Source organism: Demequina lutea (assembly GCF_013409005.1).
Lineage (GTDB): Bacteria > Actinomycetota > Actinomycetes > Actinomycetales > Demequinaceae > Demequina > Demequina lutea.
In genome coordinates this window covers 1,394,094-1,415,720 of record NZ_JACBZO010000001.1, presented here as the reverse complement: position 1 = coordinate 1,415,720, position 21,627 = coordinate 1,394,094, and the positions used below count along the sequence as shown (strand labels likewise).

The following is a 21,627-nucleotide window of genomic DNA, read 5'->3' as shown; positions in this document are numbered from 1 at the left end:
GGCTCCGCGCGGTATAGCGTGGGGGCGTGCACGTGGTGATCATGGGTTGTGGCCGTACGGGTGCCACGTTGGCTAGCGAGTTTGAGTCTCGCGGCCACTCGGTGTCCGTCATTGACGTGAGGGCGGATGCCTTCCGTCGGCTCCCTTCCGACTTCAAGGGTCAGAAGATCACGGGCCTCGGGTTTGATAGGGACACGCTGAAGTCCGCGGGGGTCGAGGACGCCTACGCGTTCGCCGCCGTTTCCGATGGAGACAACTCCAACATCCTTGCGGCGCGCGTCGTCAGAGAGACATACGGAGTCGAGAATGTGGTGGCGCGCATCGCGGACTCCGGTCGCGCGGAGGTGTACCGACGCTTGGGTATCCCCACGGTCGCTCCTGTGCCGTGGACGGCGGCACAAATCGTCACCAGGCTCTTGCCAGGCGGTTCGGATTCGGAGTTCGAGGACGCGGATGCGGGCATTGTGATGCGCCGCGTTCCGATCAACGACGGTTGGGTGGGCCGCCACTACCACGAGCTCGAGAAGGCCTCACAGGCGCGCGTCGCGTACGTCACGCGCTTTGGAGAGGCCATTCTTCCCGATGCTGCGACGGCTATTCAGTCAGGCGACGACGTCCACTTGCTACTGGCCTTGGCAACGGAACGCTCCGCCACCAAGGCCATCGCCCACCCCCCGAAGGCGGCATCGTGAAGGTTCTCATCGCGGGTGCCGGGTCGGTAGGGCGGTCGATTGCGAGCGACCTCCTTGCGCACGACCACGAAGTGCTGTTGATCGACATCAACCCCTCCGCCATGCGCGTATCTCAGGTGGCCGAGGCGGAGTGGATGCTCGCCGATGCCTGTGAACTCACCGCCCTGCGGGAGGCCGCAGTCGAGGAGATGGACGTCGTCGTGGCCGCCACTGGCGACGACAAGGCAAATCTCGTGATCTCGTTCCTCGCCAAGACGGAGTTTGGCGTGCCGCGCACCGTTGCACGCGTCAACAATCCCCGCAACGAGTGGATGTACGACTCCCAGTGGGGCGTCGACGTCGCGGTCTCGACGCCGCGCATCATGACGGCCATGGTCGAAGAGGCCGTTGCCGTCGGTGACCTCGTGAAGGTCTTCACGTTCCACCAGTCGGGCGCGGCGATCATTGAGGTGACGCTACCGACGCAGTCGCCGCTCGTAGGCACCGCACTCAGGGATATTGTGCTCCCTGCTGACACCGTGTTGTCCTGCATCGTCCGCGGCGATAGAACCATCGCACCGCGCGAAGAAGACACCCTTGAGGCCCTCGACGAACTGTTGTTTATTCTGTCGGCTGAGGCCGACCCTCAGGCTCTTCAGGAAGTTCTACGTTCCGCACCAGCCGCCACATGACGAAGAGCGCTACGGCAAACCACGGGACGCCAAGTGCGAGCTTGGCGGTGCCCAGAGCGGCCGTCGCTCCCGCAAAGTAGAGGGGTAATTGGATCGCGAGCTTGACCGCTTGGGTTCCGATGTAGAACGCCGTTGCTCCTTGGAAGCGGCGCATCGCTCGTGGCGACGTCCGCCACCTGCTCCCCCACCCCTTGAGAAACCCCACGGCGATCCCCACGGCGGGCCAGCGCACGGCCATCGATATGACCATGGCGGCCGCATAGATTCCCGTGTACCAGAAGCCGGGCACGAAGTACTCGTTGACGTTGCCCGCCCTCCAGGCCCACACCGCGCCAAGCAACACGCCGAAGAGCCCGCCAAGCGCCTGGGTCACGGGTGTGCGTTCGATGAGTCGCACCGCCACCATCACGACCACCGTCGCCACAGCCGCGATCACGGGGATTCGAAACCCGCCCCACATCAAGAAGGCGGCCACAAAGATCGCACCCGGCGCCACCGACTCGGCCAGGCCCCTCCAGCCACCGATCGCGTCCGCCCAATTGAAGTCTTCGCCCAGGAGGGAGGCTGCGGGTGAGTTCGCGGTTGAATTCGCCTGCGCGTCGCTCACGCGAGCCGCAACTCGTAGCGGGGATTGAACATCACTTGCACGTCGTCACCGGGCGCAACCCGTCCCTCGACACCCACCGTCGCGCCGGGCTCAAGCCCCGCGATGAGTCGCCTGCCAAGGAAGATGCAATCAATGGCCCCCGAGGGGTCCACGACCCTCATCGTGAGCCGTGCCGGTGCGTCGTGGGGGCTGACCTCGATGTACGAAATTCTGCCACCCGTCGTCTCGACGGCGCGTGTCTTGACCTGGCCGATGGGGGTCCACGCCTTTCGCGTCGTCACCGCGTCCGTCGCCGTCATGCGGTTCCCGTCGAGCCAAAGCCGGATTCGCCGCGGTGCGAACCAGGCAAACTTGACACGGGAACGAAGCGAGCGAACTCGACTCGCTGGATCACCAACTGGGCGATGCGATCACCCACGGCAAACGCGACGCTCTCGCGGGCATCCGTGTTGAGCAACGTCACCCTGATCTCGCCGCGATACCCAGCGTCGACCGTACCTGGCGCGTTGACGATGGTGACCCCATGCCTGGCCGCAAGCCCTGAGCGCGGGTGAACTAGGGCGACATAGCCGGCGGGCAGAGCGATACACACACCCGTGCGCACCGTTGCCCTCTCCCCTGGCGCGATCGTGACGGCCTCACGCGTGGTGAGGTCGGCACCCGCGTCGCCGGGGTGGGAGTAAGCCGGTGTGGGGACGGTCTCATCGGTGGTGCTGATGAGCACCTCGATGTCAGTCATTGCTTCAGCCTAGGTTCTCTATCGCCACACTGGGGACGTTAGCCCGCGCACTCCGAGCAGATGGGCTGGTCGCCCTTGAACTCGGCCAACTGGCTGCGGTGATGCACCAGGAAGCACGACATGCACGTGAACTCGTCCTGCTGAGGAGGCAAAACCCTGACGGAAAGCTCCTCGCCTGACAGGTCTGCACCCGGCAGCTCGAAGCTGTCGGCCGCATCCGCCTCGTCTTCGTCAACGACACCAGAACTCTTGTCCGAGCGGCGTGCCTTCAACTCTTCAATCGAGTCTGCGGCAATTTCGTCGTCGGTCTTGCGCGGCGCGTCGTAATCGGTCGCCATCCAGGAGTCTCCTTCACCTTGTGGGTGTCTACACAATGCCCAGGGACCCAGTTTTGTTCCCGTGGCGCGCACGCATTCTGCACCAGAAATGCGGTTTACGCGAACTCAAGCGCGCAAAGAGCCCCAAGGTTGGCGCGCGCCCGCCTTTTCGAGGGCGTCTCGCAGCTCGTCCCAGACCTCCGGAATTGCGGCGATCGTGAGGTGAGAATCGGGCTCACCACCGTCAATACCGGCCACCCGTAGGCCCGCCTCGGAAGCGATGAGGGCGCCGGCCGCGAAGTCCCACGGCTGCAAACCGTGCTCGTAGTAGGCGTCAAGGGTCCCCGCCGCAACAAGGCACAAGTCGACGGCGGCGGAGCCGAGCCTCCTGATGTCGCGAACCTGCCCGAGCATTTCGGCGACGATTTTGCCCTGAGCGACCCGGCGCTGCGCAATGTACTGGAATCCGGTGCCCAGCAGAGTCCCCGAAAGCCCTGGCCCGCCCGTGCGGATGAGCCGCACTCCGTTGCGGTACGCGCCGTGTCCTAGCGCCGCGGTCCACTCGACACCCTCGCCGTCGTAGACCGCGCCCGCGATCCTGGTCCACTCGCCATTCCTCACGTCCCCGGTGACCGCCGCAACCGATACCGCGTAGTGAGGAAGCCCGTAGAGGTAGTTCACGGTGCCATCGATGGGATCGAGGACCCACGTGATCCCAGAGGTCCCTGCGGTGTCGTCGCCCTCTTCTCCGAGAATCGCGTCGTCGGGGCGCCACTGCGCGATTCTGGCCCTGAGGAGGGTCTCGGATGCGACATCCATCTGGGTGACGATGTCGACGTGGGATGACTTGGTCGCGGCCACCTCGGCGCTTGCGCGACCGTCCCTGATGAGCACGCCTGCCTCTCGAGCAAGTCGCAGCGCCACTTCCATCAGTTCTTTGGGTTCGGGCATGGACACCATGCTGGCACAAGCCACGTGCGCGCCGTACCGCACGTCGGGGCCTCTCGCGTGGCACAGTGGAGCAATGATCGGAGCGAGCCTTAAGGGCCTATCGGAGGATGGCACCCACCTCCTTGTCGTGACCGACGCTGGCGAAGAAGTGAAGGTCGCCGTCACGGACGAGTTGCGTGCGCTGGTGCGGCACGCCAGAATCACCATCCGCGACGAGACGCCCGCAGCATCGGGGATGCCTCCCCGCGAAATTCAGCAACGCATTCGTGCCGGCCTGAGTGCCGCCGAACTCGCACACCTCACGGGCGAGCCCGTTGAGGCCCTTGCGAAGTTCGAGGGACCCGTTCTCGCCGAAAGGGCATACATCGTCGAGTTGGCCCGCTCAACTCGTATCGGTAGGGACTCGACCTCTCCGACGCTTGGCGACCTCGTCGGCGATCGCCTTGCCGGCCGCGCGATCGACCCTGCCTCAGTCGAATGGGACGCCTGGCGCGAGGTTGACGAGCCGTGGCGCGTGGCCGCTGACTTTGCCACCGCGGGACGCACCGTGCGCGCAATGTGGACTTTTGACCACGTGGCCAAGGCGCTCACGGCCGAGGACGACGAGTCCACGTGGCTCACCGAGACCGAACTGCTTGAGGCGCCCATCCCGCGCCGACACCTCACCGCAGTGCGGCCCGACCCCGCCTCGGCGGCAGTACCGCTCGTCGCGACGCGCCCCGTCGTCCCCGCTACGGTTCACGACACCCCCGCCGAAGACATCTCCCCGCGCGACGCGTTGCTCAAGGACTTGGCGGATCGCCGCGGAACACGCGAGCCCGTCGAATTTGGGGACGATGACGACGACGAGGAGTTTGAGGGTTTCGGTCCCCGCGGTGCGGGCCCCGCGTCGCCCAACCAGCCACTTTCACCCAGCCAGCCCGCGTCGCAGCCCACGTCGCAGCCCACGTCGATGCCGCACCCCGCAGGTACCGCGAGGGAAACCCCCGTGAGCCGCGGAACGGGCACATCGACCACGGGTGCGGCGTCGTCCGACACATCGACCACGGGCGCTACCGAGTCGCCCGACAAGCGGAGCCGCAAGGGTAGGGCTTCGATTCCCAGTTGGGACGAGATCGTCTTCGGCGCGAAGAACGACTAGGTTCGCCCGCTCACACGGTTGCTGGCCTGCGGAGCGCGTCCTCAGCTCCCCTGAGCGACGAGCAGAGGAACCATGAGTTCCTCGGGCGTCAGCGATCCATGAACGCCGATCAGGGCCATTGACTGGGAGCTCTGAGTCCGCGAGTCGACCACTGTCGACCGGCCTGCCATCGCCACCACCACGTCGCCGATGCGGGGCCGAGCACTATCCGAGATCGGGCCAAAGATGCCCGCCGCCTCAGCATCCGCCTGAGTGAACACCACGCCCTGGTCGCCAAGGATGGTTTGCCAGCGCTCCGCGACGGCGGGGCCACGACCTTCGCTCACGTGGAGGTGAAGCGCCCTCGGCTCACCCGCCACGAGTTCAACGTCACGGGCAAGCTCGGGCTCGGCACCAACGTTCCAGCGGGGCGCGCCGGTCACATCGATCATGCCGTGGTCCGCAGTCACCACCATCAGGGTGTCCTTGCCCAGACTCGCCGCAAGCCTCTTGAACTCCCTATCGGCGTCCTCGAGCGCGGCAACCCATTCCTCAGACTGCCAGCCAAATCTGTGCCCCGCCGCATCGATCTCACCCCAGTAGCAGTACGAAACCCCCGGCTTCTTCGTGGCGGCAAGCGCCACGTCGATGCGGTCGGCGAGCCGCTCCGCGCCCACAAAGAGTCCGCCCCTCAAGACCGCGTGGGTAAGCCCCGAGCCCGCGAATTTCCGCTTGCCGAGCGTCGTGACAATGACGCCCCCTCGATCGGCCTCCTCGAGGAGTGAGGGCATCATCTGCCACTCCTCGGGAGGATCGGCCCCCTCCCACGAGATGAGGTTGGCGAGCCCCCCCGTGCGCGGGTTGCGTGCGGAATAGCCCGTCATCCCCGTCTGTCCCGCCGGCTGACCGGTCCCAAATAGGGCGAGGGACGCCGCCGTCGTGGTGGGAAAGCCCGCCGTCACGACGTCGGAGACGATGGAGCGGAGAAAGGGTGCGTGACCGCGTCTGGACTCGAGCTGATGGTGCCCCAAGCCGTCAAGAATGACCACCACGACGTGGCGCGCCTCAGGCAAGCCCAACGCCACGCGGTCGCGTTCGGCATCGCGTCCCGGCACCACATCGGCCGCTCCGACGGCCGCGAGTGCAGCCGGAAGCACGGCGCCCAATTCCTTGCCTCCGTAGTCGGGGAGGACAAGACCCGCGGAGGCCAGGCGGTCAACGGGCTCCACCCTCAGCGGCCGACCGCGTGGTGTAGAGCTCTTGCAAAGTCCTCGAGCGCCCGCACCGAGGCTTCTCCGTCGGCAATGACGCTCACGCGCGACAAGGTGTCATCTCCTGTGATGTCCCCCGTGTAACCGTGGTCTGCGTCGCAATTCTCGTCGCCACATGTGGCGGGCTCGAGGTCGACGCGGGCGTGGATCCCCCAGCCGACGGCGAGCACCAGTTCCGTGGGCACATCGCCTTCGCGAAAGTTCTCCGGTTCGTGAACGACATGGGTCACGGCCACGGACGTGATGGAGCTGAGTTGGGCGCTTTCTACCGTCGCCGACGCGGCATGCGCGCCGCCGCTCTCGGGGCCTGCTCCATCGTCAATGTGCATGCGCAAGAGGCGCGACTCGGTCAGTACCAGCACCGACATGTGCCTGCGCACCTCTGTTGAATCAAAGGTCGTCTCCGCGTGGACGAAGTGCGCCGTGACCTTCTCGTCTCCGATTGCGGTGCGCAAAACGTGTTGCGCGAGCGCCGGGTAGTAGCCGGCACCCACAACGGCTTGAGCGAGAGTGGAGGACATAGGCGCTATTGTCGCACCTGCTCGCGTGGCGCGGCGACCTGTCGCGCGCCGTCGGGAGACAATGCCGTGAGTCCCCCGCCACCATGAAAACGGAGTGTGCATGCCCGAGCCTGAGGGTCACGTCGTCGACATCGACGTCAGCGCCGAGATGGAGGCGTCGTTCCTCGAATACGCCTATTCGGTGATCTACTCGCGCGCCTTGCCCGATGCGAGGGACGGGTTGAAGCCTGTCCAGAGGCGGATTATCTACACGATGGGCGACATGGGCCTGCGGCCGGATCGCGCCCACGTCAAGTCCTCTCGCGTCGTCGGCGAGGTCATGGGTAAGCTCCACCCTCACGGTGACCAGGCCATTTACGACGCGCTCGTGCGCATGGCCCAATCGTTCTCGTTGAGACTGCCCCTCGTCGACGGTCACGGAAACTTCGGTTCTCTCGACGACGGCCCGGCCGCCTCGCGCTACACGGAGGCCCGGCTCGCCACGGCGTCCATGGCGATGATCGGCGACCTCGACGAGGACGTCGTCGACTTCGTGCCCAACTACGACAACAAGCTGCAGCAGCCGTCTGTCTTGCCGAGCGCGATTCCCAATTTGCTCGTCAACGGCGCCTCAGGGATTGCCGTGGGCATGGCGACCAACATGGCGCCTCACAACCTGATCGAGGTCGTTTCGGCGGCCCGATACCTGCTTGCCAATCCCAAGGCGAGTCTCGACGAGCTGATGAGGTTCGTTCCAGGGCCCGACCTCCCGTCGGGCGGCAAGATCGTGGGTCTCGATGGAATCCGTCAGGCTTACGAAACCGGAAAGGGCGCGTTCCGCACGAGGGCGACCGCGCGCATCGAGAACGTGACCTCCAAGCGCAAGGGCATCGTCGTCACCGAGCTGCCATACACGGTGGGCCCCGAAAAGGTCATCGAGCGGATCAAGGACGGCGTCTCGAACAAGAAGATCCAGGGCATCCAGTCCGTCGTCGACCTCACGGATCGCCATCACGGACTGCGGTTGGTGATAGAGGTGCGCACGGGATTCTCCCCCGAAGCGGTGCTGGAGCAGCTCTACAAGCTCACCCCGCTCGAGGAAAACTTCTCGATTAACAACGTCGCGCTCGTCGGTGGGCAGCCGCGCACCCTGGGGCTCGTGGAACTGCTGCGGGTGTGGGTCGACCACCGCCTCGACGTCGTGCGCAGGAGGTCCCGCCACCGCTTGGGCGCTCGTCGCGACCGGTTGCACCTGGTAGATGGCCTCTTGGTCGCGATTCTCGACATTGACGATGTCATACAGATCATCAGGTCCTCCGACGACAGCGGAGCGGCCCGCGACCGCCTCCAGACGGCGTTCGACCTGTCGGAGATCCAGGCCGAGTACATCCTCGAACTGCGGCTGCGCCGGCTCACCAAGTTCTCCCGCATCGAGTTGGAAAACGAGAAGGCCCAACTCATGGCGGAGATCGCCGAGCTCGAGGAACTCCTTGCCTCCGACACGGTGCTGCGGTCGGTCGTCGGCCGGGAAATGGACGCCGCCGCCGCCGCGTACGGCACCCCGCGCAGGACGATTTTGCTCGCGGATTCCGGGGTCTCTCCCGTGCTCGCGCTGTCGCTCAGTGCGCCCGCAGGAGCGACAGGCAGCTCGGCTTCTGCCGCGACCATGCGATCCCCCGGCCTTGAGATTCCCGACACCCCATGCTCGGCGCTGTTATCGACCACAGGGCTCGTGGCGCGCACCGCGGACGACCACCCCGTCAATCGTGAGGGTAGGCGAGCGCCTCACGATGCCCTCACCTCGGTCGTTGCCACGACCGCCCGCGCCGACGTGGGGGTACTCACTTCAGCGGGCAGGGTCCTGCGGCTCCAGATGCTCGAGGTGCCCGCCTTGCCGTCGACGGACGACCCGCCCTCGCTTTCTGGCGGTGTGCCGATTCGCGAACTGGTCGCTCTTGACAAGGGCGAGGAGCCTGTCGCCTTGGTCCTCCTCGATGGCGAAACCCCCATCGCCATCGGCACCGCGCAGGGAGTCGTCAAGCGGGTGGCTGCCGAGGTCGCTCCCGCTCGCGATGCGTGGGAGGTCATTTCTCTCAAGGAGGGCGACCGTGTGGTCGGGGCCGCACCCGCGGACGATTCGGCCGAGCTGGTGTTTATCACCTCCGACGCGCAGCTTTTGCGCTTCTCCGCCTCCGCGGTGCGCCCCCAAGGACGCCCCGCCGGCGGCATGGCAGGAATCAACCTCGCCGCTGGCCAATCGGTCGCGTCCTTTACCGCACTGTCCGCTGCGGCCGACGCCGTGGTCGTGACCATCTCGGGGTCGTCGGACGGACTGCCCGGAACCCAACCTGGCGCCGCCAAGACGACGCCGCTCAGCGAATACCCGGCAAAGGGCCGCGCCACGGGCGGGGTGCGGGCTCACCGCTTCCTGAAGGGCGAAGACACCCTGCTGGCGGCCTGGGTGGGACCCGCCCCGGCGCGTGCATCCGCTGGTTCAGGCCAACCGCTCCAGCTTCCCGCAGAGCTTGGCAGGCGGGATGGCTCGGGTCACGCGATTTCCGCGCCGGTCGGCGGAATCGGCTGACGAGGCGCCTGCTGAAGAGGAGCAAGCCCCCTAGCTGGCGAAGGCCCAATGGCGGTCGGTGAGGAACTTCGCGACCACGAGCCCCACCAGCATGGCAAGCACGACGAGGAGCACCTGCAGGATTCCGGCGGTCGCCTGGACATAGTCCGACTTGTTGAGGCTCACGATCGCCTCGTGGGCAAGCACACCCGGGATCTGCACCAGGGAGGCGGGGACCTGCAACGTGATGACGGGCCAGCGACCACCCGCGGCGCCTGCCGCGGCGAGCAGGCCCAACATCGTGCACGCAAGGAAAGTCGCCGTTTGAGCGGGCATCCCGTGCTCGATCAAGAGAATGCGAGGAACGTTCACGAGCCCAATGAAACCCGCCATCAACGCCATCTTCATTGGCGAGTTGAACAGCAGTGCGAAGCCCAACACGCCGACGAAGCTTGCGACCGACTTGATCGAAATCTCGGTCCACACGCTCATAGCAACGGCGGCGCGAGGTGTCGTGTCGAGGGGACTCACGAGCGAAAGCGCCCATACCGCCACGGCGGCGGCAATGGTCAAGGTGGTCCCGTGAACCACGCGGATGATTCCCGCCGAGTAGTCGGACTTCGCCATATCGAGGGCGCCGGTGATGAGCGCGAATCCCGGCAGCAGGAACAGGACCGACGAGATGTAGCCGGAGGCATGGATCTCGAGCCCCGGCCCGATGCTTCCGATGAGGCCAAGCACCCCCACGTATGTCGACGTCGCGACCGTCGCGGCCGCCATGACGGTGCCGAAGGCGTTGAAGTGCCTCTCCGCAAGCTCCCTCCGCACCAGCTGCCCAAGGAACGCCGCGACAAAGACGACCAGCACCTCGATGACGAGCGCGCCGTTGAGCACTGCGAATCCCGCGCACGCCGCACCGGCAAAAACCGCGGTGGCCCAGCGGTTGTACATCCCGCCGTGACTGGCGATCTCATCAAGAGTGGCATGCACCTGTTCGGGGGTGATCGGCGAGGGCATGGACCTGCGGAACCGGTCGAGCCGCGCGATGCGGTCGGCGTTGATGGAGTGGTGACCCAGTTCCGCGACCTCGGTGCGGAACGCCTGACCCACTCGTGATGTCGCCGTGATTTCGGTCAGGGTCACCTGCTCGGCGTGTTGCTCGACCCCGAGGGCATCCGCCACGGTGCGCATGCCTTGCTTGACTCGGTAACTCGCGGTCCCAGAACCGAGCATCATCAATCCCAACCGCAGGATCGCGGTCGAACGCCTTCCGAGTTCTTCGGCGTCGATTTCAGAGCCGCGAGAGGGTTGTGCGTTCACGGGCCTATTGTGACGCACTCGCGGCCGCGCCGTCGTGACCTACGGCCGTAGAACCACGACCTGCGCAGCTGCCTCCGGCTCCTCCCCGAGTCACCTAGCTAACCGCGCGCCGTTCCGAGCACTGTCAGCCTTGCCTCGATGACCGCTTGCCACTGGCGCGCGCGCCTTCTGGCCTCCATCGTCGCGAGGGCCGCGGGCGCCACCAGCGCGAAGGCGACCGCTGCGGCAATGTCCCAACCAAGCGCAAGAAACGCCGCGCCGAAGGAGGTCCCGATCGCAATGCCGCCCGCCGCGGCCCAATACGACCTCGCCGCACCCGCCATCGCACCGAGCGCGCCGGAATCCGAGCACTCGTGGATAGCGCGAACGGCCTCGGCCGTCACGGCCAACGGTAGTGACCGGTTCCAGCCGAGATCGGGCAATTGGGGATCAAGTTCGCGATAGAGGACCATGGGTTCCACAGTAGCCCCGCCAACCGGCCCGGATTTTAGAATCCGACGCGCTTACGCCAATCGAGAATGCGGCGGAGCCTGACGGTCGCCACGCGGGCCGAGGCTGCCTCGATGAGCAAACCCAGCGCGGCCGCGACGACGAGGGCAATGGCCATCGTTCCTATGGACACTCCCGTGCTCGAATAGCCGCTCGCAGCGAAGCCCACGAAGACTCCGATGGCGACGCTCAACAGCGCGGTAAAGACCCTGGCTCCGCGGCCCTTGTGCTCGAGCACCCACAGATAGTCCATGAGATCGATCTCGCGATCGGCGTCCATGAGTTCGGTCTCGAGAACGGCGCACCTGCGCGGCAGACCAACGACGGATTCAAAGCGAAAGATGCGTCGCGACCCGGACGGAAGCACCTGAATGCGCTCGTGATACGTCGTGGGGTGCGTCGGGCATGGGGCAGGAATCGACTCGATCATGCGTCGATCCTCGCACGATCCATGCCTTCGCCTCCCGCGACGATAAAGTCCCTCCGTGGACCGACGTCGTTGCCCATGAGCAGTTCGAATACTCGCTCGGCGGCTTCCGCGTGTGCGGCGGTGATGCGCCTCAGCGTTCTCTTCCCTGGATCCATTGTCGTCACGGCCAACTGGTCCGCATCCATCTCGCCGAGGCCCTTGTACCGCTGGATATCGTCCTTCACCTTGCGGCCCGCTTTCTTGAGCTCGCGGAGGTTTTCCTGAAGTTCCGTCTCGGAATACGTGTAGATGTATTCACGATCACGCCTGGCAGATCCAGAGATTTCCAAGCGGTGCAGCGGCGGAACGGCCGCGTAGACGCGACCCGCGTCGACGAGTGGCCGCATGTACCGAAAGAACAGCGTCAGCAACAAGGTGCGAATGTGGGCGCCGTCAACGTCGGCGTCCGTCATGAGGATGATCTTCCCGTAGCGCGCCGATTCGAGGTCGAACGTGCGCCCCGAGCCGGCGCCGAGCACCTGGATAATGCTCGCGCATTCCGCGTTATGCAGCATGTCGGTGACCGACGCCTTCTGCACGTTGAGGATCTTGCCTCGAATGGGTAGAAGCGCCTGGAAATCTGACTGGCGGGCCAGCTTCGCGGTCCCGAGCGCGCTATCGCCCTCGACGATGAAGAGCTCAGATTTTTCGATGTCGTGGGTGCGACAGTCGGCGAGTTTGGCGGGCAGGGACGACGTTTCGAGCGCGTTCTTGCGGCGAGAGATCTCCTTTTGCTTGCGTGCGGCCACGCGCGCACGCATTTCGGCCACGACCTTCTCGAGCACCGTGTTCGCCTGGGCCTTGGTGTCGCGCTTGGGCGAGTTGAGGACCGCGGTGAGTTCTGTCTCGACGACCTTGGCGACGATGGCCCGCACCGCCGTGGTGCCGAGAACCTCCTTGGTCTGGCCCTCGAATTGCGGCTCCGACAGCCTGACGGTGATCACCGCGGTCAACCCCGCCATGATGTCGTCCTTCTCGATGCGTTCGATGCCGTCCTTGGCCATGATCTTGAGCCTGCGCGCATTCGCTTCGATGACCTTGCGGAGCGTCTTCATCAGGCCCTGTTCGAAGCCCGCTAGGTGCGTCCCGCCCTTGGGCGTGGAGATGATGTTGACGAACGTCCGCACCTCGGTGTCGTAGCCCGTCCCCCACCGCAAGGCCACATCGACGGCGCAGTCGCGTTGGACCTCTTCCGACACCAGCTGGCCACCGGGCTTCAGCACGGGAACCGTCTCGACGTAGTGTCCGCTTCCCGTGAGCTCCCACGTGTCCGTGACGCCCGTGTCGGGGGCGATGAACTCGACGAAGTCCTTGGCGCCGCCCTCATAGCGGAACGTCTCCTCGGTGGGGTTCAGCGGGTCGCGATTGTCCTTCACCGACAGCGTCAGTCCAGGAACGAGGAACGCCGTCTGGCGAGCCCTGGTCACGAGTTCCTCGTAGGAGATACCCGCTTGCTTGTTGAAGATCTGGCGGTCCGCCCAGTAGCGGGTGCGGGTACCCGTGACGTTCTTGCCCACCTTGCCGACCACGGTGAGTTCCGAGTTGGTGACGAAGGGAGTGAACTCCGCCGCGGGCGTGGGGCCGCTCGCGGGATCCGCCCAGCGGCCTGGCTCTCCGCGTCGGAACGCCATGTGGTGGGTCTGGCCGCCGCGGTCGACCCACACGTCAAGCCTTTCGCTCAACGCGTTCACCACGGAGGCGCCGACGCCGTGCAGGCCGCCCGATGCGGCGTACGAGCCGCCTCCGAACTTTCCTCCCGCATGCAGCTTGGTCATGACGACCTCGACGCCGGTCAGCCCCGTCTTCGGCTCAATATCGATCGGGATGCCGCGTGCCGTATCGCGCACCTCGATCGAGTCGTCCGGGTGGAGGATCACCTCGATGAGGTCGCCAAAGCCGCCGAGCGCCTCGTCAACGGAGTTGTCGATGACCTCCCACATGCAGTGCATGAGGCCACGAGAGTCGGTCGTACCGATGTACATGCCTGGGCGTTTGCGGACGGCGTCCAATCCCTCAAGGACGGACAGGTGTCGTGCGGAATAGTCAGAACTCACGCCGGAAGTCTAGGCGTCGCCGCCGACGTGCCCTGAGGGGCGCGCTGGCCCCACCCCAGTTGAGGTGACCCGCCACTGCATCGGCGCCCCCAGCGTCGTCGGCGGATAGTCGATGTTTGGTGAGAAGACGAACCCAAGCTCGAGATAGAGCGCCCGTGCCGACGGTGATGCGTTCAGGTCGAGCACCGCGACATTCTCGTCCTGGGCCCACCGCATGAGCCGTGCCATGATCGCGCGTGCGTGCCCCCTGCGCTGGTGAGCCGGGTCCGTCACCACCCACTGGACATAGCCCCGCAGCGCCGTCCTGGCGCCCGGCAACGGCAGCCGTGGCGTCCTGTTGACGAACCCGCATGCGGCAAGGCGTCCAGCCACGGACTCGTCATCGATCACCCAACCGAGCAGCTCGGAGCCCAACCGGGACTCGAGCTGCGAACGGCCAAGTGCTCGCCACTCGTCGTCGACTGTCCCGCCAACGCTCGCGTACATGTACTCGCCAAGGCGGAGGATTTCAGCAATGTCTGCGGCGACAGCGATGCGGGGCGCGAGTGTCATGGACACCTACCGCATATAGGGCGCATCGGGCGCCGCGTCGCCCCTGAGCGCCATCATCGCCACGTTGTCGGTCTTGATGAAGAAGCCAAGTTCCTCATAGAGGCGCCGACCCAATACGGTCGCGTGCAGTTCGATGACTTCTATTCCCCTGCGGTCGGTCTCCGCAAGTAGCGCCTGGGTGACGGCCCGCGCATAGCCCTTGCGATGGTGCTGTGGCGCCGTGGACACCCACTGGATGTACGCGGCCTCGTGAGAGTGCCTTCCGGGGCGTGGCAGGCGCGGGACGATGTTGATGAGGCCGCACGCCGCTAGCCCGCCCTCGTCGGCATCGATGACCGCCCCGTACAGGTCGCGGCCAAGGCGGTCGCGAACCCAACCGGTCGACTCGAGCGCCCACGTCGGCGTCGGACGCGCGCCGACGCTTGCATACATGAGTGCGCCGAGGTGGACGATTTCGGCGGCGTCGCCAGCCACGGCCTCCCGCACCAGACGGTGGACCATCGGCTAGTGCCAGGCGACGGCCACGATGACATTGACCGTGGTCAACGCCACGATGAGTCGTGCCGAGTGTGCAATCTTGGCCTTCTTCGCGTTCATCTCGGACACGGCGACTATTGCGAGCGCGACCAGCAACTTGACCGCAAGCCAGCCAGCGCTCGGGGCTCCATCGCTGCTGCTCGAGGAGACGATCCCTGCGAGAGCGAGTCCCGTCAGGAGCTGTGCCCGCGCACCCCAGAGGGTCACGGGGGACGTGAGCTTCGCCGACGTTCGCCATTGCTCGAGCGAACCGCCAAGAATCGCGGCCAGGCCCAGAAGGTGAAGGATCAGAAAGGTGGTTTCGAGCGCGTGCATGGGGTCTCCTTGTTTTCAGAGTCGATGCTATCCCGTCGAACGATCGAGCAGAGTCGGGCCCCGCCGCGGCCCTACGATGTGCCCATGTCGCCCGACTACATCCGCTCGCCGCTTCGAGGCGCTTCGTACGCCTTGCTCGCCGCCGCCCTGTTTGGCGTGAACGGCTCGGTCTCCAAAGTTGTGATCGCGGCGGGCCTGAATCCGGCGCAGGTGACGCTGATGCGCGTAGTCGCCACGGCGATCCTTTCTGGTCTGGGGCTCGCCCTCGCGGGCTGGCGGCATTTTGCCGTCACCCGGCGCGAACTTGCCGCCTTGGCGCTGCTGGGAGTCGGCGGCCTGGCGATGGTCCAGTGGCTCTACGCGGTGGCGATCTCCAAATTGCCCGTGGGTGTGGCACTCCTCTTTGAGTACACGGCGGTCATCCTCGTCGCCTTGACCGCGTGGCTCGTCTTCCACGAACGCATCGGCGCCCGGCTGTGGTGGGCCATCGGGGCGGTACTGGTGGGGCTCGCCGTGGTGGCGCAGGTGTGGGACTCCCGGTTGAACCCAGTCGGGGTGCTCGCCGGACTCGCGGCGGCGGTCGCGTTCGCGTTCTACTTCCTGGCCGGCGAACGCGGGGTCGCGAGGAAGCACCCCCTCGCGGTGGCGTTCTGGGCGGCGACCTTCGCCTCCGGCTTTTGGGCGCTCTTTTCCGGATGGTGGAACATCGACCCCGCGCTCCTCACGCGCCACGTTTCGCTCACCGGGGCCCTCGAGTCTGCGGTGGTGCCCCTGTGGCTGCCGCTGTCATACATCGTGACGCTCGGGAGTTTTGCGCCCTTCGTGTTGCTGTTCATGGCCCTGAGACACACGTCCGCCACGGCGGTGGGCATCGCGGCCTCGTCCGAGGTCTTGTTTGCGTTCATCGTCGCGTGGCTGTGGCTCGGCGAGAGCCTCTCCGCGTTGCAGATGGCCGGCTCGGTCCTGGTCTTCGTCGGCATCGTGGTGGCTCAGACGGCACGCCAATCAGTGACGGCCGCTCTCGAGCCGCCAGCACTAGGAGAGGTCCCGCAGCCGACCGAGTGAAGGAGGTGTTCGCCTCTTGAGCGCGCGCCCTACTTCTCCACCTGGGAAACATCCCTGACCGCCCCGCGGGCCGCGCTCGTGGTCATCGCGGCATAGGCCCTCAGCGCCTGCGAAACGGTGCGGTCCCTGACGGGCTTCCACGCGCCGGATCCGCGGGACTCCATGGCCGCCCTACGCCGCTCCAATTCGGCCTCCGTGATCACAAGCTCGAGGGACCGGGTGGCAATGTCGATGCGGATCTGGTCCCCCTCCTCGACGAGCCCTATCGTCCCGCCCTCCGCGGCCTCAGGGGAGACGTGGCCAATGCTCAGGCCCGAGGTTCCTCCCGAGAATCGCCCGTCGGTGATGAGCGCGCACACCTTGCCAAGGCCCTTGCCCTTCAGGAACGACGTCGGGTACAGCATCTCCTGCATCCCCGGTCCGCCGCGTGGTCCCTCGTAGGCGATGACGACGACGTCGCCCGCCTGGATCCGATTGTTCAGGATCGCGTCGCACGCGAGGTCCTGTGAGTGAAACACCCTGGCGGGACCCTCGAAGTGGAAGATCGACTCGTCCACACCAGCGGTCTTGACGATGCTTCCGTCGGCGGCGAGGTTTCCGTACAACACGGCGAGCCCGCCGTCCAAGCTGTACGCATGCTCGACGTCGCGGATGCAGCCCCTCGCCCTGTCGGAATCGGGCTCATCGAAGTAGGTGTCCTGAGAGAACGCCGTCTTGGTGCGCACCCCGCCAGGCGCCGCCAGCGCCCGCCTGCGCGCCTCGTCGGTCGCCGTGACGCGCCCGATGTCGTTGAGATCGATCGCCTCACCGATCGTGGGCACGTGCACCGTGTGGGGCCCGCGATGAATGAGACCCGCGCGGTCGAGCTCGCCCAGGATGGAGAGGATGCCGCCAGCGTGGTGAACGTCCTCCACGTGGTACTGGGACGAGGGTGCAACCTTGCAGATATTCGGAACCTTGCGGCTGAGCCGGTCGATGTCCTCCATCGTGAAGTTCACGCCGGCCTCGTGCGCGATAGCAAGCAGGTGGAGGACCGTGTTGGTCGAGCCGCCCATGGCGATGTCGAGCGTCATGGCGTTCTCGAAGGCCTCAAGCGTGGCAACCGAGCGAGGAAGGATCGATTCGTCTCCACTCTCGTAATACGACCTTGCCATCTCGACGATGCGCTTGCCCGCGGATTCGAAGAGCCCCCACCTGGTGGCGTGGGTCGCGACGAGCGTTCCGTTTCCCGGCAGGGAAAGGCCGAGCGCCTCGGTCAGACAGTTCATGCTGTTCGCCGTAAACATCCCCGAGCACGACCCGCACGTGGGGCACGCGGACCGCTCGAGCGCATCGATCTGCGCGTCGCTCACGGTGTCGTCGCTCGCGTCGACCATCACGTCGACGAGGTCGAGGGCCCTCGTCCCGCTCTTGCCCGCGATGGTCCCCAACACCTTGCCTGCCTCCATCGGGCCGCCCGAGACCACGATCGTCGGGATGTTGAGCCGCATCGCGGCCATGACCATTCCAGGCGTGATCTTGTCGCAATTGGAGATGCAGACGAGTGCGTCGGCGCAGTGGGCGTTGACCATGTACTCGACGCTGTCCGCGATCAGGTCGCGGCTAGGCAGGGAGTACAGCATCCCGCCGTGCCCCATCGCGATGCCGTCGTCGATCGCGATCGTGTTGAACTCGACGCCCCAGCCCCCTGCATCGTCGATCACCTTCTTGACCCGCTGGCCCATGTCGTGAAGGTGGACGTGGCCGGGGACGAACTGCGTGAAACTGTTCGCGATCGCGATGATCGGCTTGCCGAAGTCTCCCTCGACCATTCCCGTCGCCCTCCAGAGCGACCGAGCTCCGGCCATCGATCGTCCATGGGTGCTGGTCCGGCTGAGATATTCAGGCATATGCGAATGGTAGCGAGCCCGTTTTCCTCAGAGGAGGACCTGGGGCCCCATGACAAAGACGGCCCGAGCAGTGCGTCGTCACGGTGACCGAGGGGCTATGGCGCCGCCGTGGCCTGGGTCTTCCCGTGAGTCAGGCGTTCCAAGACTTCCACGATTTGCGCGACCGTGGGCAGCCCCGAAAGCCCCGCAGGGGTCGGATAGACGCGGCACGCGAGTTCCGCGGTGCGTGTCCCACTTGGGAAAGCGTCGATTCCATCGATGAGAATGGTGGGAGAGCCGGAAAACGACGCCCGTGCGGCGTCCGCGCTCGATGAAACCAGCGTGAACGCGACCTCAACGCCATCGAGAGCGGCATCGGATAGCGCCTCGTGCACGCGCTGCCCCGCCCCCGCCGTGTGCGGGCAACCGGCAATGTGCAGTATCTCGATCCTCATCGCCCTATCTTCACACGCCGGCCCCTGTGGCCGCGGCGCAAGAGGGCGACGGCTAGTCGAGGTAGTCGCGCAGTCTCATGGCCTTAGCGCTGTGCCATCTAGCAGGGCAAACGTAAAGGCAAGGAGCGCTGTGGCCTGTAATATCCTGGACTAATTGTCGGTGGTCGGGCATAGTTTCGACACGCGGAGCCGGGAAGCGCTCGGCCCGCACTTGGAAGGGTCAGAAAATGGACAGCACCACACTCACCCGCGAGATCGACCACAAGGTACCTCAGCGGGCGACAGCGACACACTCCAGCGCCAGCGAGATCAAGGTGAGGGCGAAGATCGAAGAAATCCTCACGGCTCGGGGGATCTCGCTGGCGGCCTTAGCGCGCGCGACAGGTATCCCACGCGAGAGTTTGCGCCGTAAGGTGCGCCCTGGTGGTCGCATCATGATGTCCGACCTCTCGCGCATCGCGACTGCGTTGGGTATTGCGCCGTCCGAGTTGGTGCGGTAGGCCCCTAGGCGCAAAGTCCGTCCAGGAGAGACAGAAAGAGAGAAACCCCCGGGACTGACCACCCCGGGGGTTTCTTTGCGTCCCGCGCCTAGAAGTCAAGCGTCGGGTCCATTTGTACGGTCCGAACCCACATTTGATAGGCGCCGTCGCTGCGCAATTGCCAACCGTCGATTTCCGCCGCCCGTTCCAGACCGTAGGTCTCGATGCGCTCAAGCATGCCCGCAAGCCAGACCTCAAACGAGGCGAGTCCGGAGTAGAGGGATGTCGGATTCATGACGATGTGGGTTTCCGGTCCGTCGGCGCCGTTCCACACGAGGACGCACGCTTGATGGTCGGGGTAGTTGCGAAAAGCACTCGCGTCCATCTCGTATTCCAAGGCGATCCTCCTCGAACGGTCAAAGCCCCGCCCGGCTCAGGGGTGAGCGGCCGGGCAGGACTAGTCCAGATTGGCGCAGGGTAGCGCGTGTTGCAACCGCTAGGCGGGCAGCGCCTGTCGACCCATCTGCTTGTATTCGCGTTCCCTGTTGCTGATTCGCCCGTCAGCGATGCGCTTGGCTCCGTCGAGGACGATTGCCGCGAGTCGGTCGAGGGTGGCGTCTCCGAGTTCCGTGGGGCCATTTGCGCCAGATTTGCCGCCTATCATCTGGTTCAGCCGCGACAGCGGCACGACAGCCTCAGGCTCGCGGCCCTCGCCGATCATTGCGATGGTGGGCTTGGAGACGATGCCACCCGTTGCAAGGTGCGGCAGGGTGGGGAAGTCAAAACCCTTGCCGCCAATCACCGGAACCCATGACGGAATGTGGATACTCAACTTGCCAATCGTGTGATTCCACATGTCCGAGACGAGGTTAAATGCCGACCTGAACGGGCGCGTGATGAAGTCGCCGACACTTGAGAAGAAACTGCCGATCTTGCCTGGGACCGCCTGGAAGAAATCGAGGACGGTGCCCCACTTGCTTGTCACCCAGTCCCCAACGGCGCCCGCGACGGCCTTAATGAGCCCCCACGATGCGTTCCATGCGGTCTGGAACCATGTGGTCTTCGTGGCGATCCACACAATGGCGGCCACAAGAAGTCCGATGGCAACGATGACAAGGCCAATAGGGTTCGCGGTCATTGCCGCATTCCACGCCCACTGTGCAGCGGTGGCGATACCCTGGGCGGCCGTGGCGATAACCTGCATGGCGGTCCACACCTTTTGAGCGACAGACACCGCAAGGATCGTCACGGTAAGCCCCGCGATGGCGCCAAGAGTCACGTCCACGGCGGTCTTGTTCTTTGCCATCCACCCCGAGAACTCGGCAAACGCCGCCGTTACCTTCGTGACAGCTGGCAAGAGCACATTACCCAGGTTGATCGCCGTTGATGCAAGCGACGCCTTCGCGGTGTCCATCTTTGACGAGAGGGTTTCTTCCTCAAGAGCGAAACCCTTGACGTGGCCGCCAGCCTCTGCGTGTGCGGCACCAATGGTCTTGACGTTGGCCGCAAACGTGGTCGCGTTATCGCCAGTCAATGCCAGCGTGGCGCCTAGGCCGCGTGTGCCACCAACCGTGGCGGCGAGGGCCTGATTGTATGCCGCCGTACCCTTGCCGAACTTTGTGGCAAAGGCGTCGGTGAGGTCCGCGAGCGTGCCAGACAGCCCCTTGCTACTCAGGTCGTCCGTCAGGTCTTGAGCGCTCATGCCTACCGACTTGAGCGCCGCGACACCCTGCGGGGTCACGTTTGCGAGGGACATAATGGTGAACTTGAGCATGGTGGCGGCCTGATCGGCCTGGATGCCCTGGCCCGTCATCGTGGCCATTGCGCCCATGGTGTCGTTGAAACTAATGCCCAGGTCCTTCGCAAAGGGCAACACCTGAGACAGCGACGCCGACAAGTCGCCCATGGTGGTCTTGCCCGCGCCAACCGTGGCAATCAACTTCGACGTCGTATCCGCCGCCTGCGCGATCGGGATGTTGTAGTCCTTCATTGCCGTGGTTAGGCCGTCGGCAACCGTCGCGAGATCCGCGCCACCAACCTTCGCACCCTCAGCGGCAGACTTGAGAACGTCTAGACCCTTGGCGCCCCTGTAGCCAGCGGACTCGACCAGGTACATGCCCGCCGACAGTTGGGACGGCATCGTGCCCACAGACCCCGCCATGTCCAGGATGCGCTGGCTAACACCGGCAATCGCGTTCTCTGACTCACCAGCACCTGTCACCAGCGTCGTGATGGACGTCTGAAAATCAGACGCCATCTTGACGCCCACGCCAGCAACCACAGCAAGACCAGCCGCCGTGTACTTCGCCACCGTCACCGATGCGGCCTGGAACGCCTGCATCTTCGTGGTCTGGCCTTCGATCTCCTTGCCAACCCTGGCAAAGACGGCAGACGCCTCATCCTTAGCGGTGAGGAGCCACGTGAGATTCTGTACGGCCATCAGCTGGACTCCTTGTTGATGCTCTCTATCGCGCTACAGGGCGCGACAAACTCGGGGTATGTGAGGCGGTCGCCCGCGTCACTGATTGGGGTAGCCGCCCCCACCTGCGGAGAAAGGCAGGCAGGGGCGGCTGTGCCGTGAGGTCTAATGCGC

24 protein-coding genes are annotated in these 21,627 nt (G+C 65.3%); 6 read left to right on the top strand and 18 right to left on the bottom strand.

Annotated elements, in window-relative coordinates; translation table 11 throughout:
• Nucleotides 1-26: 26 nt before the first annotated feature.
• Nucleotides 27-692 carry a potassium channel family protein gene (locus tag BKA03_RS06895; protein WP_062075070.1) on the top strand — a complete coding sequence of 222 codons (666 nt, stop codon included), beginning with the start codon at nucleotides 27-29 and terminating at the stop codon, nucleotides 690-692.
• Nucleotides 689-1,363, top strand: a complete 675-nt coding sequence (locus tag BKA03_RS06890) for a potassium channel family protein (RefSeq protein ID WP_062075069.1) — start codon at nucleotides 689-691, stop codon at nucleotides 1,361-1,363. The genes BKA03_RS06895 and BKA03_RS06890 overlap by 4 nt, the downstream gene beginning before the upstream one ends.
• Here BKA03_RS06890 and BKA03_RS06885 read toward each other — a convergent pair.
• The 5 genes from BKA03_RS06885 to BKA03_RS06865 all read right to left on the bottom strand — a co-directional run bounded on the left by BKA03_RS06885 (nucleotide 1,293) and on the right by BKA03_RS06865 (nucleotide 3,977).
• Nucleotides 1,293-1,970, bottom strand: coding sequence for a DUF3159 domain-containing protein (locus tag BKA03_RS06885; RefSeq protein ID WP_062075068.1), 678 nt, complete (start codon nucleotides 1,968-1,970; stop codon nucleotides 1,293-1,295). The two genes, BKA03_RS06890 and BKA03_RS06885, sit on opposite strands and share 71 nt — an antisense overlap.
• Nucleotides 1,967-2,269: a single stranded DNA-binding domain-containing protein gene (locus BKA03_RS06880; protein ID WP_062075067.1), complete on the bottom strand. Its 303-nt coding sequence runs from the start codon at nucleotides 2,267-2,269 to the stop codon at nucleotides 1,967-1,969. The genes BKA03_RS06885 and BKA03_RS06880 overlap by 4 nt, the downstream gene beginning before the upstream one ends.
• Nucleotides 2,266-2,709 carry a dUTP diphosphatase gene (dut, locus tag BKA03_RS06875; RefSeq protein WP_062075066.1) on the bottom strand — a complete coding sequence of 148 codons (444 nt, stop codon included), beginning with the start codon at nucleotides 2,707-2,709 and terminating at the stop codon, nucleotides 2,266-2,268. Before dut ends, BKA03_RS06880 begins: the two co-directional genes overlap by 4 nt.
• A 38-nt stretch (nucleotides 2,710-2,747) precedes the next feature.
• Nucleotides 2,748-3,047: a DUF4193 domain-containing protein gene (locus BKA03_RS06870; protein ID WP_062075065.1), complete on the bottom strand. Its 300-nt coding sequence runs from the start codon at nucleotides 3,045-3,047 to the stop codon at nucleotides 2,748-2,750.
• 105 nt (nucleotides 3,048-3,152) lie between these two features.
• Nucleotides 3,153-3,977, bottom strand: coding sequence for an inositol monophosphatase family protein (locus BKA03_RS06865; protein ID WP_152649533.1), 825 nt, complete (start codon nucleotides 3,975-3,977; stop codon nucleotides 3,153-3,155).
• Between BKA03_RS06865 and sepH the strand changes: the two genes are divergently transcribed.
• Nucleotides 3,976-5,118: a septation protein SepH gene (gene sepH / locus BKA03_RS06860; RefSeq protein WP_179397725.1), complete on the top strand. Its 1,143-nt coding sequence runs from the start codon at nucleotides 3,976-3,978 to the stop codon at nucleotides 5,116-5,118. The two genes, BKA03_RS06865 and sepH, sit on opposite strands and share 2 nt — an antisense overlap.
• 41 nt (nucleotides 5,119-5,159) lie before the next feature.
• Here sepH and BKA03_RS06855 read toward each other — a convergent pair whose 3' ends face one another.
• Together BKA03_RS06855 and BKA03_RS06850 are read right to left on the bottom strand one after the other, a co-directional pair.
• Nucleotides 5,160-6,326, bottom strand: a complete 1,167-nt coding sequence (locus BKA03_RS06855; RefSeq protein WP_238579412.1) for an alkaline phosphatase family protein — start codon at nucleotides 6,324-6,326, stop codon at nucleotides 5,160-5,162.
• Nucleotides 6,327-6,328: 2 nt separating this feature from the next.
• The gene (locus BKA03_RS06850) at nucleotides 6,329-6,889 is read right to left on the bottom strand and encodes a DUF5998 family protein (RefSeq protein ID WP_062075061.1); all 561 of its coding nucleotides are present in this window, start codon (nucleotides 6,887-6,889) and stop codon (nucleotides 6,329-6,331) included.
• 100 nt (nucleotides 6,890-6,989) lie between these two features.
• On the opposite strand from BKA03_RS06850, the gene BKA03_RS06845 reads away from it, so the two are divergent.
• Nucleotides 6,990-9,452, top strand: coding sequence for a DNA gyrase/topoisomerase IV subunit A (locus tag BKA03_RS06845; RefSeq protein ID WP_062075060.1), 2,463 nt, complete (start codon nucleotides 6,990-6,992; stop codon nucleotides 9,450-9,452).
• A 30-nt stretch (nucleotides 9,453-9,482) separates the two neighbouring features.
• Here the strand turns inward: BKA03_RS06845 and BKA03_RS06840 are convergent, their stop codons facing one another.
• The 7 genes from BKA03_RS06840 to BKA03_RS06810 form a co-directional block, all read right to left on the bottom strand.
• Complete coding sequence (locus BKA03_RS06840) at nucleotides 9,483-10,751, bottom strand: threonine/serine exporter family protein (protein WP_062075059.1); 1,269 nt, start codon at nucleotides 10,749-10,751, stop codon at nucleotides 9,483-9,485.
• A 98-nt stretch (nucleotides 10,752-10,849) separates the two neighbouring features.
• The gene (locus BKA03_RS06835; protein WP_062075058.1) at nucleotides 10,850-11,203 is read right to left on the bottom strand and encodes a hypothetical protein; all 354 of its coding nucleotides are present in this window, start codon (nucleotides 11,201-11,203) and stop codon (nucleotides 10,850-10,852) included.
• A gap of 35 nt (nucleotides 11,204-11,238) precedes the next feature.
• Nucleotides 11,239-11,670 carry a hypothetical protein gene (locus BKA03_RS06830; protein WP_062075057.1) on the bottom strand — a complete coding sequence of 144 codons (432 nt, stop codon included), beginning with the start codon at nucleotides 11,668-11,670 and terminating at the stop codon, nucleotides 11,239-11,241.
• A complete protein-coding gene (locus BKA03_RS06825; protein WP_062075056.1) occupies nucleotides 11,667-13,763 on the bottom strand; it encodes a DNA gyrase/topoisomerase IV subunit B in 2,097 nt (698 codons plus the stop codon). Before BKA03_RS06825 ends, BKA03_RS06830 begins: the two co-directional genes overlap by 4 nt.
• A gap of 9 nt (nucleotides 13,764-13,772) precedes the next feature.
• Nucleotides 13,773-14,315: a GNAT family N-acetyltransferase gene (locus BKA03_RS06820; protein ID WP_062075055.1), complete on the bottom strand. Its 543-nt coding sequence runs from the start codon at nucleotides 14,313-14,315 to the stop codon at nucleotides 13,773-13,775.
• 6 nt (nucleotides 14,316-14,321) lie between these two features.
• The gene (locus BKA03_RS06815) at nucleotides 14,322-14,816 is read right to left on the bottom strand and encodes a GNAT family N-acetyltransferase (RefSeq protein WP_062075054.1); all 495 of its coding nucleotides are present in this window, start codon (nucleotides 14,814-14,816) and stop codon (nucleotides 14,322-14,324) included.
• Between the two features lie 3 nt (nucleotides 14,817-14,819).
• The gene (locus tag BKA03_RS06810) at nucleotides 14,820-15,167 is read right to left on the bottom strand and encodes a hypothetical protein (RefSeq protein ID WP_062075053.1); all 348 of its coding nucleotides are present in this window, start codon (nucleotides 15,165-15,167) and stop codon (nucleotides 14,820-14,822) included.
• 84 nt (nucleotides 15,168-15,251) lie between these two features.
• Here BKA03_RS06810 and BKA03_RS06805 point away from each other — a divergent pair, with 84 nt between their 5' ends.
• Nucleotides 15,252-16,232, top strand: coding sequence for a DMT family transporter (locus BKA03_RS06805; protein WP_062075052.1), 981 nt, complete (start codon nucleotides 15,252-15,254; stop codon nucleotides 16,230-16,232).
• A gap of 29 nt (nucleotides 16,233-16,261) precedes the next feature.
• Here the strand turns inward: BKA03_RS06805 and ilvD are convergent, their stop codons facing one another.
• Both ilvD and BKA03_RS06795 read right to left on the bottom strand, forming a co-directional pair.
• Nucleotides 16,262-18,121: a dihydroxy-acid dehydratase gene (gene ilvD, locus BKA03_RS06800; protein ID WP_062075051.1), complete on the bottom strand. Its 1,860-nt coding sequence runs from the start codon at nucleotides 18,119-18,121 to the stop codon at nucleotides 16,262-16,264.
• A 95-nt stretch (nucleotides 18,122-18,216) separates the two neighbouring features.
• Entirely contained in the window at nucleotides 18,217-18,555 is a 339-nt protein-coding gene (locus BKA03_RS06795; protein ID WP_062075050.1) for a hypothetical protein, read from the bottom strand.
• Between the two features lie 227 nt (nucleotides 18,556-18,782).
• Between BKA03_RS06795 and BKA03_RS06790 the strand changes: the two genes are divergently transcribed.
• The gene (locus BKA03_RS06790; protein ID WP_062075049.1) at nucleotides 18,783-19,055 is read left to right on the top strand and encodes a helix-turn-helix domain-containing protein; all 273 of its coding nucleotides are present in this window, start codon (nucleotides 18,783-18,785) and stop codon (nucleotides 19,053-19,055) included.
• Between the two features lie 88 nt (nucleotides 19,056-19,143).
• Here BKA03_RS06790 and BKA03_RS06785 read toward each other — a convergent pair whose 3' ends face one another.
• Nucleotides 19,144-19,419 carry a hypothetical protein gene (locus tag BKA03_RS06785; RefSeq protein ID WP_062075048.1) on the bottom strand — a complete coding sequence of 92 codons (276 nt, stop codon included), beginning with the start codon at nucleotides 19,417-19,419 and terminating at the stop codon, nucleotides 19,144-19,146.
• Nucleotides 19,420-19,530: 111 nt separating this feature from the next.
• On the bottom strand, nucleotides 19,531-21,474 hold the full coding sequence (locus tag BKA03_RS06780) for a phage tail tape measure protein (protein ID WP_062075047.1): 1,944 nt from the start codon (nucleotides 21,472-21,474) through the stop codon (nucleotides 19,531-19,533).
• Nucleotides 21,475-21,627 lie beyond the last annotated feature (153 nt).